Raw genomic sequence first — 11,015 nt, 5'->3', positions numbered from 1 at the left:
CCTGATGGTCATCACCGGACGCGTCCCGCTGCTCCTGGCCCTCGGCCTGGTGCCGGTGGTGCTGCGCCCCGGGCTGGGCACCGTGTGGGCCTGGCTGCTGCTGGTGGCGCTCGTGACGCTGGCCGACTGGTGGCTGGCCGTGCGTCCGGCGAGCCTGGAGGTGCGGCGCGCCGGGATGGGTCCGGTGCGGTTGGGGCACGACGCCCAGTCGCTGCTCACCGTGACCAACCCCGGGACACGGAGCGTGCGCGCCCTCGTCCGCGACGCCTGGCAGCCCACCGCGGGGGCGAGCGGCAACCGCCACCGGGTCCACCTGGCCGGCGGCGACGCCACCCGGCTGACCACCGCGCTGCGTCCGCGCCGGCGCGGCGACCTCCGTGCCCTCGGCGTCACGGTCCGGATCGCCGGCCCGCTCGGGCTGGCGGCGCGGCAGACGACGCTGGACGTGCCGGGCGCGGTCCGCTCGCTGCCGCCGTTCGAGTCGCGCAAGCACCTGCCCTCGCGGCTGGCTCGCCTGCGCGAGCTCGACGGCCGGTCCGCGGTGCGGATCCGCGGCGCCGGCACCGAGTTCGACTCGCTGCGGGAGTACGTCCGCGGCGACGACGTACGCTCCATCGACTGGCGAGCCAGCGCCCGCAACACCCACGTCGTGGTCCGCACCTGGCAGCCCGAGCGCGACCGCCGCGTGGTCCTGGTGCTCGACACGTCCCGCGTCTCCGCCGCCCGGATCGGCGACGTGCCCCGGCTCGACTCGGCGATGGACGCGGCGCTGCTGCTCGCCGCGTTGGCCGCGCGGGCCGGCGACCGCGTCGACTTCATCGCGGGCGACCGCCAGGTCCGGGCCCGGGTCCGCGCCGCCGGCGCACGCGACATCGCGGCCACCCTCCAGGACGCGATGGCCGACCTCGACCCGGTCATCGCCGAGGCCGACTGGGCGGGGCTCGCGGGCGCGGTCAACCACCTCGGCCGCCACCGCGCGCTCGTCGTGCTGCTCACGCCGCTCGAGCCGGCGTCGGTCGTCGAGAGCCTGCTGCCCGTGCTGCCGGCCCTGCTCAAGCACCATCGGGTCGTGGTCGCCTCCGTGCAGGACCCGGCGCTGGGCGCGATGCGCGAGCAGCGCGAGACGCTGCCCGAGGTGTACGCCGCAGCGGCGGCCGCGCAGGTCCTGCAGCAGCGCCGCCGGGCCGGCGAGATCCTGACCGCGCTGGGGGTCGACGTCGTCGACACCGACGCCGAACGGCTGCCGCCGGCGCTCGCCGACCACTACCTCGCCCTCAAGGCGCGCGGCCTGCTCTGAGGGACGCCGCGCACGCCCGCCTACGCCTGGGGCGCGACCCGGTCCTCGAGCAGCGCCGCGTCGATGTCGCCGGTGTGGCCACGCGCGACGGCGTTGCGTCCCACGACGAACACGTAGGCGAAGAAGGCGAGCTCGGCCACGACCCCGATGCCGACACGCACCTCGGTGGGCAGCCCCGAGGGTGTCACGAACGCCTCGATGACCCCGCTGACGAAGAGCACCACGACCAGCCCCAGCGCGACGGTGCCGGCAGTGCGCCCCTCGCGCGCCATCGACTGCCCGCGCGTCAGGTCACCCGGCGCGACCCACGACCAGAACAGCCGCAGGCCCACGCCGCCCGCCACGAACACGGCCGTCAGCTCGAGCAGCCCGTGCGGACTGATGAGGCCCCAGAAGTGGGCGGCGTGGTCGTGGCGGATCATGATCGAGCCGATGATCGCGAGGTTCGAGACGTTCTGGAACAGCAGGTAGACCACCGGCGCCCCCAGCACGCCGAGGGCGATGCAGAGCGCCGCGACCCAGGCGTTGTTGATCCACACCTGGGCGGCGAAGTGCGAGGCGGCGTACTCGCTGTAGTAGTCCTCGAAGTCGTGGCGGACCAGCTGGTCGATCTCCGCCGGCGACAGCAGGCCCTGCTCGACGGCCGGGTGCTGGAGCAGCCACCACATCATCACGCCGGTCACCACGACGTTGGCGACCAGCGTCGAGATCCACCACCAGCGCAGCCGGTAGAGCGCGGCCGGGAACCGGTCGACGAAGAAGCTGCCCACGCTGCCCCAGGTCGTCGCGCGGGTGCCGACGGTGCGCAGCCGGGCGCGCGCCAGGATCGAGGACAGGTAGGCGATCAGGGCCGCGTCGGGGGCCGAGGTGCGCACGACCGAGAGGTGGGTGGCGACGCGCTGGTAGAGGTCGACGAGCTCGTCGTTCTGCTCGCCGTCGAGGCGCCGCTGCGCCGTCAGCTCCTCGAGTCGCGCCCATTGCGCGTGGTGCGCCAGCACGTACGCGTCGAGGTCCACGGCGCCAGCCTATGCTGACCGCGATGCCAGCCTCCGGTCCCGCCTTCGCCAGCCTGACCGCCGATGACCACGTCACCGGCGAGGCCGTCGCGCTCGACCTGCCGCCCGCGAGCCTGGGCTCGCGGATCGGGAGCGGGCTGATCGACGCCGTCGTCACGGTGGTGCTGCTGGTCGTGGTGTTCCTGACCTTCGGCATCGCCGCGCTGCGCAGCGACGGCGCGCTCGCGCACGTGGCGCTGGTCGGGACCCTGGTCACCGTCTTCCTCGTCGTCCCCACGACCGTCGAGACCCTCACCCGGGGTCGCTCGTTGGGCAAGCTGGCCTGCGGGTTGCGCACGGTCCGCGACGACGCCGGGCCGATCTCGTTCCAGCACGCGTTCGTGCGGGCCCTGATCGGCTTCGTCGAGATCTACGCCTTCAGCGGCGCGCCGGCCTTCTTCTGCGCGATGCTCTCGGCCAGGGGGCAGCGGTTCGGCGACCACGCCGCGGGGACCTACGTCGTCCGCGAGCGCGTGCGCCTCCGGCTCGCCGCGCCGGCCCTGCTCCCCGCCCACCTCGCGGGATGGGCGCGCGGGGCCGACATGGCCTCCCTGCCGACGGGGCTGGCGCTCGCCGTGCGGCAGTACCTCGGCCGGGCAGCGAGCCTCGACCCGGCCACCCGCCACGACCTCGGGTCCCGGCTCGCGGCCGAGGTCGGGGCGTACGTCGCACCGCCGCCGCCAGCGGGCACCGCACCCCAGGACTTCCTGGCCGCCGTCATCGCCTCGCGCCGCGAGCGGGACTCGGCGCGGCTCGCGCGTGAGGACGCCATGCGCACACGGCTGGTCGGCGGGCGCTGAGTCCGGTGCCCGGGCTGCTGGCCATCGCCGCCATCACGGCCATGCTGGCGCTCGTGCTCTGGGTGGTGTTCTACGGCAGCGCCGCCCGGCTGTTCGTCCGTCGGCACCTGCCGGGCCCGACGGTCCCGGGCGGTCCCCCGATCGAGCGACTGGTCGCCGACCTCACCCGTCTCCGGGCCGCGACCCTCGCGGTCCCTCCCGGCACGAGCCAGGTCCGTCGCAGCGCCGCGACCGCGGCGTACGACGACGCGCTGGCGCAGGCCTGCCTGGCCCTCGGGCTGCCGGACACCCTCACCGGGCTCCCGGCAGGCACCGATCGCGAGGCCGAGCGGCTGTGCGTGGAGTCGTTGCTCGAGGAGGCCGGACTGCGGTTCAGGCCTCCGCAGTGACGCCGCGGCGCGGGATCATCAGGCACGCCAGGGCCGCGAGCAGGCACAGTGCCCCGGCGGTCAGCCACGCCCCGAAGTAGTCGCCCCGCCACTCGCGGACCCAGCCGGCGAAGCTCGCCGCGACGCCGGCGCCCACCATGTGCGCGGCGAACACCCAGCCGAACACCACGCTCGCCTTCTCGATCCCGAAGTGCTGGCGGCACAGGGCCACCGTCGGCGGCACCGTGGCCACCCAGTCGAGGCCGTAGAAGAGGATGAAGAGGAACAGGCTCGGGTGGACGTGCGGGCCGAGCAGCCACGGCACCCCGAGCAGGGAGAGCCCCCGGAAGAAGTAGTAGCCGCAGAGCAGGTAGCGGCTGTCGACGCGGTCGGTGAGCCACCCGCTCGCGATGGTGCCGACGATGTCGAAGACCCCGATCAGGGCGAGCAGGCCGGCGCTGGTCGAGGCCGGCATCCCGTGGTCGTGGGCTGCGGGGATGAAGTGGGTGCCGATCAGGCCGTTGGTCGACCACCCGCAGATCCAGGAGGTCCCGAAGAGGATCCAGAACGTCCGGTTGCCAGTGTTCTCCCGCAGCGCGTCGAGCGCCACCCGGGCGGCGCTGCGGGTCGGCGGGGCCGGGCGGGGCAGCGGTGTGGGAGCGCCGTACGCCGTGGTGCCGATGTCGCTCGGGTGGTCACGCAGCAGCCACCACACGAACGGCACGAGCACCGCCGAGAAGGCGGTGGTCAGGGCGGCGGCCCAGCGCCAGCCCGGACCCTCCGCGAGGTTGGCGATGGCGGGCAGGAAGACCAGCTGGCCGGTGGAGCTGGCGGCGGAGAAGACCCCCACCACGACGCCGCGGTGCTTCACGAACCAGCGGTTGGCCACGACCGCACCGAAGACCAGCGCCAGCGACCCCGTGCCGATGCCGATCGCGAAGCCCCACAGCAGCCACAGCTGCCACGGGCTGGTCATCACCAGGGTCAGGCCGCTGCCGACCGCGACCAGCGCCAGGGACGCGGCCACCACGCGGCGTACGCCGAACCGCTCCATGAGCGCCGCCGCGAAGGGAGCGGTCAGGCCGTAGACGATGAGGTTGAGGCTGACCGCGCCGCTGGTGGTCGCTCGCGACCAGCCGAAGTCCTCCTCGAGCGGCACGAGCAGCGCGCCGGTCGAGGACCGGAAGCCGGCCGCGGCCATCAGCGACGCCATCGTGACGGCCGCGACCCACCAGGCGGGGTGGATGCCCCTCCTCGTGCCGGTCTCCTGGGTGGCCGTCATGGGAGGACTCTATTTCTCGCCGCCGCGACCCGTCGCCCGGTTCCTTGCCACGAGACGCCGAAGTCCTGCCACTCCCGCTACACCCGGGTGTAGGCCAGGTCGGTGATGGTGCGGTCCTTGTCGAGCCCCTTGCGCTCGAAGCGCGTGATCGGGCGCTCGGCCCAGCGCTCGACGACCCCGCCCTCGAGCAGCGGCTCGGCGTCGAGGACCTCCTTCATCTGGGCGGCGTACTCCGCCCAGTCGGTCGCCAGCCGCCAGACCGCGCCGGGCGCGAGCCGGCTCGCGACGAGGGCGGCGTGGGGCGGCGTGACCAGCCGGCGCTTGTGGTGCTTCGTCTTGTGCCACGGGTCGGGGAAGAACGTCCACAGCTCGCTGATGCTGCCGGGACCCAGCAGGTGCTCCAGCGACCAGACGGCGTCGACGCCGCAGAACCGCAGGTTGTCGGCACCCGCCTCCGCGACCTTGGACAGCGCGTCGGCGATCCCGGGCAGCCAGACCTCGAAGGCCAGGATGTTGACCTCGGGCCGGGTCCGCGCCAGCGCCGCCGTGGCCTCGCCGATGCCCGAACCGATCTCGACGACCAGGGGGGCCTCGCGATCCCACCAGCTCGCGAGCTCGAAGCCCGGCTTGTCGACCGCCTCGTCCGGGATGACCCAGTCGGCCTGGTGCGCCGCCCAGCCGGCCGCCTGCCTGGGCGTGAACCGGCTCCCCCGCCGCGAGTAGGTCAGCACCTCCCGCATCCGACGACCGTCCTCGGTCAGCTTGTGGTGGGGTCGGGCGGGGCGGGCGTCGTTCACGCCAGGATTCTCGCAGCCGACGGCGGCGCGGGCACCGTCGGCTCACCTAGGTTGGGCGGGTGGAGATCGTCACGCTGCCCGACGGCCGGCAGGCGCAGCTCTGGCTCGGCGGCGCGGACGAGGGACCGGTCGTGCTGTTCTTCCACGGCTGCCCGGACACCCGCTGGGCAGCGCGGTCCGGGGCCGGCGCGGCCCGCGAGGTGGGCGTCCGCCTGCTGTGCGTCAACCGCCCCGGCTACGGCCGGTCGTCACGCGCGGCCTCGACGCACGCCTCGGTCGCCGACGACGCGGCCGCCGTTCTCGACGTGCTCGACATCGCCGACGTCGCCGCGCTCGGGATGTCTGTCGGCGGTGCGTACGCCGCAGCGTTCGCCGCCCGCCATCCCGACCGTTCCGGGGCGCTGGGGATCGTGGCCACCCTCCCGATGGAGGGGACCGCCACGGAGCCGGTCGAGGAGGCGATGGAGCGCGTCCGCCCCGAGTTCTCGGCGTGGGCGGCCGCGATCGAGGTGTCCGACCCCGACGACGCGGCCCTCGCCGGGAGGTGGGCGGCCTCCTTGCCCGACCAGGACGCCGCTCTCGTCCGGGCCCTTCCCGTTGCCGACGTGGCCGCCTCGGCACGCGAGGCGCTGGTCGACCACCACGGGTTCCTGCGCGACGCCGCGCTCCTCCACCAGCCGTGGACCGTGGACCTCGCCTCGATCGCCTGCCGGACGCACCTCTGGTACGGCGAGGCCGACCAGCGGGCGCTGCCGGGCGCCGCGTGGTGGGCCGGACGGATCGCGGGCGCGGACGTCGTCGTACGTCCCGGCACCACCCACCTCGCGACGCTGGCCGCCCACTGGCCCGACGTCCTGACCGCCCTCACCTGAGACCGGGGAAGACGCCACGAGGCCCCACTCCCGCAGGAGTGGGGCCTCGCGATGGTGCTGGTGCTCGTCAGGGACGAGCGAGGATCACTTGGTGATCTTGGTGACGCGACCGGCGCCGACGGTGCGGCCACCCTCGCGGATGGCGAAACGCAGACCCTCGTCCATGGCGATGGGCTGGATCAGCTCGACGGTCATCTCGGTGTTGTCGCCGGGCATGACCATCTCGGTGCCCTCGGGCAGGGTCACAACACCGGTCACGTCAGTCGTACGGAAGTAGAACTGGGGACGGTAGTTGTTGAAGAACGGCGTGTGACGGCCGCCCTCGTCCTTGCTGAGGATGTAGACGTTCGCCTCGAAGTTGGTGTGAGGCGTGGTGGTGCCCGGCTTGATGACGACCATGCCGCGCTCGATGTCCTCGCGCTTGGTGCCACGGAGCAGGAGTCCGACGTTCTCGCCGGCCTGGCCCTCGTCGAGCAGCTTGCGGAACATCTCGACGCCGGTGACGGTCGACTTCTGGGCGGTGTCGCGGATGCCGATGATCTCGACCTCCTCGTTCACCTTGACGATGCCGCGCTCGATGCGACCGGTGATGACGGTGCCACGACCGGTGATCGTGAAGACGTCCTCGACGGGCATGAGGAAGGGCTTGTCGGTCTCACGGGCCGGGGTGGGGATGGCCTCGTCGACGGCGGACATGAGCTCGAGGACCGACTGGCCCCACTTCTCGTCGCCCTGGAGCGCCGGGAAGGCGGCAACGCGCACGACGGGGATGTTGTCGCCGTCGAACTCGTACTCGGAGAGGAGCTCGCGCACCTCCATCTCGACGAGCTCGATGAGCTCCTCGTCGTCGACCATGTCGCACTTGTTGAGCGCGACGACCAGGGCGGGGACACCGACCTGGCGGGCGAGCAGCACGTGCTCACGCGTCTGCGGCATCGGGCCGTCGGTGGCGGCGACCACGAGGATCGCGCCGTCCATCTGGGCCGCGCCGGTGATCATGTTCTTGATGTAGTCGGCGTGACCCGGGCAGTCGACGTGCGCGTAGTGGCGCGCCTCGGTCTGGTACTCGACGTGCGCGATCGAGATGGTGATACCGCGCTGGCGCTCTTCGGGCGCCTTGTCGATCTGGTCGAACGCCGACGCCTCGTTGAGGTCGGGGTACGCGTCGTGCAGCACCTTGGTGATTGCTGCGGTCAACGTGGTCTTGCCATGGTCGATGTGACCGATGGTGCCGATGTTGACGTGCGGCTTGGTCCGCTCGAACTTCGCCTTAGCCACTGGGGCTCCTCCTGGTTGGGTTTGTACGTGAACTCATGGGTGTGGAACTGGTGGTGCTGGGGGGCCTGGTGATCGGCCCAGGCCCGTGGCGACTACTCGCCGCGGACCTTCTTGACGATCTCTTCGGCGATGTTCGAAGGAACCTCGGCGTAGGAGTCGAACTCCATCGAGTACGACGCCTGGCCGGAGGTCTTCGACCTCAGGTCGCCAACGTACCCGAACATCTCGGAGAGCGGCACAAGGGCGCTGACGACCATGTCGCCGTGACGCTCCTCCTGGGCCTGGATCTGGCCGCGGCGCGAGTTGATGTCACCGATGACCGTGCCGAGGAAGCTCTCGGGGGTGGTCACCTCGACGGCGAACATCGGCTCGAGCAGCACCGGCTTGGCGCGACGCGCGGCCTCCTTGAAGGCCTGGTTGCCGGCGATCTTGAACGCGAGCTCCGAGGAGTCGACGTCGTGGTAGGCGCCGTCCTCCAGCGAGAACTTCACGTCCACCATCGGGTAGCCGGCGAGGACGCCGAACTCCATGGCCTCCTGGCCACCCTGGTCGACCGAGGGGATGTACTCCTTCGGCACGCGACCACCGGACACGTTGTTGACGAACTCGTAGCCCGCGCCGACGCCGGTCTCGGGGTCGATGTTCGGACCGAGGTTGATGACGACCTTGGCGAACTGACCCGAGCCACCCGTCTGCTTCTTGTGGGTGTAGGAGTGCTTCTCGACCGTGTTGCGGATGGTCTCGCGGTAGGCGACCTGCGGCTTGCCGACGGTGGCCTCGACGCGGAACTCGCGCTTCATCCGGTCGACGAGGATCTCCAGGTGGAGCTCGCCCATGCCGGCGATGATCGTCTGGCCGGTCTCCTCGTCCGCCTTGACCGTGAAGGTCGGGTCCTCGTCGGAGAGGCGCTGGATCGCGGTGCCCAGCTTCTCCTGGTCGGACTTCGTCTTCGGCTCGATGGCGACCTCGATCACCGGGGCCGGGAAGGTCATCGACTCGAGGACCACCGGGTTGGCGGGGTCGCACAGGGTGTGGCCCGTCTTGGTGTCCTTGAGGCCCATGACGGCCACGATCTGGCCGGCGCCGACCGACGCGATCTCCTCGCGCTTGTTGGCGTGCATCTGGTAGACCTTGCCGATCCGCTCCTTGCGACCGTTGACCGAGTTGATCACGGACGCGCCGGCCTCGAGCTTGCCGGAGTAGACGCGGACGTAGATCAGCTTGCCGAGGTGCGGGTCGGAGGCGATCTTGTAGGCGAGGCCAGAGAACGGCTCGTCGTCGGAGGGCTGGCGGACGATGACCTCGTCCTCGTCCTTGACCGAGTGGCCCTGGATGCCGTCGATGTCGAGCGGCGAGGGGAGGTACTTCACCACGGCGTCGAGCAGGGGCTGGACGCCCTTGTTCTTGAACGCGGTGCCACACAGGACCGGGTTGAGCTTGTCGGCGAGGGTGGCGCGACGGATCGCGGCCTCGAGCTCCTCGACGGTGAACTCGTGCTCCTCGAGGAACTTCTCCATCACGTCGTCGTCGGCCTCGGCCAGCGTCTCCAGGAGCTTCTCGCGGTACTCCGCGGCCTGCTCGGCGAGCTCGGCCGGGATCTCCTCGACCTCGTAGTCCTCACCCATCGTGGTCTCGCCACGCCAGGTCAGGGCACGCATGCCGACGAGGTCGATCACCCCGAGGAACTCGGACTCGGCGCCGATCGGCAGCTGCAGCACGAGCGGGGTGGAGTTGAGGCGCTCGACCATCATGTCGACGCAGCGGAAGAAGTCCGCGCCCGTGCGGTCGAGCTTGTTGACGAAGCACATGCGGGGCACGGAGTACTTGTTGGCCTGGCGCCACACCGTCATCGTCTGCGGCTCGACACCGGCGACACCGTCGAAGACCGCCACGGCGCCGTCGAGGACGCGCAGCGAGCGCTCGACCTCGGCCGTGAAGTCCACGTGGCCGGGGGTGTCGATGATGTTGATCTGGTGGTTCTTCCACCAGCAGGTCGTCGCGGCGGAGGTGATCGTGATGCCACGCTCCTGCTCCTGCTCCATCCAGTCCATCGTGGCTGCGCCGTCGTGGACCTCACCGATCTTGTAGCTGATGCCGGTGTAGAAGAGGATGCGCTCGGTGGTGGTGGTCTTGCCGGCATCGATGTGCGCCATGATGCCGATGTTGCGGACCTTGTTCAGGTCGGTGGTGATGTCGACAGCCACTGAATGTCTCAGTCCCTCGTAAGAGTTGGTGGGGTTGTTGGCGGGAGGGGCGGGGCTCCGTCAGCGGAGCCCCGCACCGATCACCAGCGGTAGTGGGCGAAGGCCTTGTTGGACTCGGCCATCTTGTGCGTGTCCTCGCGCTTCTTCACCGCGGCACCGAGGCCGTTGGAGGCGTCGAGGATCTCGTTCATCAGGCGCTCGGCCATCGTCTTCTCACGACGGTCCGAGGCGTAGCCGACGAGCCAGCGCAGGGCCAGCGTGGTCTGGCGGTTGGTCTTGACCTCAACGGGGACCTGGTAGGTCGCACCGCCGACGCGGCGGGACTTGACCTCGATGGCCGGCTTCACGTTGTCGAGCGCGCGCTTGAGCGTGACGACCGGGTCGGTGCCGGTCTTCTCGCGGCAACCCTCGAGGGCGGTGTAGACGATGCGCTGGGCAACAGCCTTCTTGCCGTCCTGGAGGACCTTGCTGACGAGCTGGGTGACGACCTGCGAACCGTAGACCGGGTCGACGACGAGGGGGCGCTTCGGCGCGGGACCCTTGCGAGGCATTACTTCTCCTTCTTCGCGCCGTAGCGGCTGCGGGCCTGCTTGCGGTTCTTGACACCCTGGGTGTCGAGCGTGCCGCGGATGATCTTGTAGCGGACACCGGGAAGGTCCTTCACACGGCCGCCGCGCACGAGCACGATCGAGTGCTCCTGCAGGTTGTGGCCGACGCCCGGGATGTAGGCCGTGACCTCGACGCCGGAGCTCAGGCGCACGCGGGCGACCTTGCGGAGGGCGGAGTTGGGCTTCTTCGGGGTGGTCGTGTAGACGCGGGTGCAGACGCCGCGGCGCTGCGGGGATCCCTTGAGGGCAGGCGTCTTGGACTTCGACACCTTGTCCTGACGGCCCTTGCGGACCAGCTGCTGAATGGTGGGCACCGAGTGGTTCCCTTTCTTGGTCAGATCTCTCGCGACGGCGCTCTGCCGAGGCGGGTCGTGTCGGGAACTCCGCCTCTCGGCGGGGGTGCCCGGCCGCGGGTCACGAGGACCACGCGGGTGTTGTGTGTGGGGGCTGGTCA

At 71.2% G+C, this 11,015-nt stretch carries 11 protein-coding genes; 4 read left to right on the top strand and 7 right to left on the bottom strand.

What is annotated here, in order from left to right; genetic code table 11:
* The first annotated feature begins 4 nt into the window (after positions 1–4).
* Positions 5–1,297 carry a DUF58 domain-containing protein gene (locus C7S10_RS06225; RefSeq protein WP_108343556.1) on the top strand — a complete coding sequence of 431 codons (1,293 nt, stop codon included), beginning with the start codon at positions 5–7 and terminating at the stop codon, positions 1,295–1,297.
* A 20-nt stretch (positions 1,298–1,317) separates the two neighbouring features.
* On the opposite strand, the gene C7S10_RS06220 is transcribed toward C7S10_RS06225, so the two are convergent.
* Positions 1,318–2,313 (bottom strand): stage II sporulation protein M, encoded by a 996-nt coding sequence (locus C7S10_RS06220; RefSeq protein WP_108343555.1) that lies wholly within the window; start codon positions 2,311–2,313, stop codon positions 1,318–1,320.
* Positions 2,314–2,336: 23 nt separating this feature from the next.
* Here C7S10_RS06220 and C7S10_RS06215 point away from each other — a divergent pair, with 23 nt between their 5' ends.
* Both C7S10_RS06215 and C7S10_RS06210 read left to right on the top strand, forming a co-directional pair.
* Entirely contained in the window at positions 2,337–3,152 is an 816-nt protein-coding gene (locus C7S10_RS06215; RefSeq protein ID WP_108344009.1) for an RDD family protein, read from the top strand.
* Between the two features lie 5 nt (positions 3,153–3,157).
* Positions 3,158–3,541, top strand: coding sequence for a hypothetical protein (locus C7S10_RS06210; protein WP_207769258.1), 384 nt, complete (start codon positions 3,158–3,160; stop codon positions 3,539–3,541).
* Here C7S10_RS06210 and C7S10_RS06205 read toward each other — a convergent pair.
* The gene (locus C7S10_RS06205; RefSeq protein ID WP_108343553.1) at positions 3,525–4,802 is read right to left on the bottom strand and encodes an MFS transporter; all 1,278 of its coding nucleotides are present in this window, start codon (positions 4,800–4,802) and stop codon (positions 3,525–3,527) included. The genes C7S10_RS06210 and C7S10_RS06205 overlap by 17 nt on opposite strands.
* Positions 4,803–4,879: 77 nt before the next feature.
* Positions 4,880–5,599, bottom strand: coding sequence for a tRNA (guanine(46)-N(7))-methyltransferase TrmB (trmB, locus tag C7S10_RS06200; RefSeq protein ID WP_243395241.1), 720 nt, complete (start codon positions 5,597–5,599; stop codon positions 4,880–4,882).
* 59 nt (positions 5,600–5,658) lie between these two features.
* Here trmB and C7S10_RS06195 point away from each other — a divergent pair, with 59 nt between their 5' ends.
* Positions 5,659–6,471, top strand: coding sequence for an alpha/beta fold hydrolase (locus tag C7S10_RS06195; protein ID WP_108343552.1), 813 nt, complete (start codon positions 5,659–5,661; stop codon positions 6,469–6,471).
* Between the two features lie 84 nt (positions 6,472–6,555).
* On the opposite strand, the gene tuf is transcribed toward C7S10_RS06195, so the two are convergent.
* The 4 genes from tuf to rpsL form a co-directional block, all read right to left on the bottom strand.
* Positions 6,556–7,749, bottom strand: a complete 1,194-nt coding sequence (gene tuf, locus C7S10_RS06190) for an elongation factor Tu (protein WP_108343551.1) — start codon at positions 7,747–7,749, stop codon at positions 6,556–6,558.
* Positions 7,750–7,841: 92 nt separating this feature from the next.
* On the bottom strand, positions 7,842–9,902 hold the full coding sequence (gene fusA / locus C7S10_RS06185; protein WP_423802707.1) for an elongation factor G: 2,061 nt from the start codon (positions 9,900–9,902) through the stop codon (positions 7,842–7,844).
* Positions 9,903–10,033: 131 nt separating this feature from the next.
* Positions 10,034–10,504 carry a 30S ribosomal protein S7 gene (rpsG, locus tag C7S10_RS06180; protein ID WP_108343549.1) on the bottom strand — a complete coding sequence of 157 codons (471 nt, stop codon included), beginning with the start codon at positions 10,502–10,504 and terminating at the stop codon, positions 10,034–10,036.
* Positions 10,504–10,875 carry a 30S ribosomal protein S12 gene (gene rpsL / locus C7S10_RS06175; RefSeq protein WP_010831695.1) on the bottom strand — a complete coding sequence of 124 codons (372 nt, stop codon included), beginning with the start codon at positions 10,873–10,875 and terminating at the stop codon, positions 10,504–10,506. The genes rpsG and rpsL overlap by 1 nt, the downstream gene beginning before the upstream one ends.
* Positions 10,876–11,015: the final 140 nt, after the last annotated feature.

The organism is Nocardioides currus, assembly GCF_003057875.1.
Lineage (GTDB): Bacteria > Actinomycetota > Actinomycetes > Propionibacteriales > Nocardioidaceae > Nocardioides > Nocardioides currus.
Note: the sequence above shows the minus strand (reverse complement) of the source record. Positions and strands in the feature narration are given on the sequence as shown.

Bases quoted from the DNA above. Each gene is read 5' to 3' on its own strand.
- C7S10_RS06225 (WP_108343556.1), top strand. From the start codon at position 5: ATGGTCATCACCGGACGCGTCCCGCTGCTCCTGGCCCTCGGCCTGGTG.
- C7S10_RS06215 (WP_108344009.1), top strand. From the start codon at position 2,337: ATGCCAGCCTCCGGTCCCGCCTTCGCCAGCCTGACCGCCGATGACCAC.
- C7S10_RS06205 (WP_108343553.1), bottom strand. From the start codon at position 4,802: ATGACGGCCACCCAGGAGACCGGCACGAGGAGGGGCATCCACCCCGCC.
- fusA (WP_423802707.1), bottom strand. From the start codon at position 9,902: ATGGCGCACATCGATGCCGGCAAGACCACCACCACCGAGCGCATCCTC.
- rpsG (WP_108343549.1), bottom strand. From the start codon at position 10,504: ATGCCTCGCAAGGGTCCCGCGCCGAAGCGCCCCCTCGTCGTCGACCCG.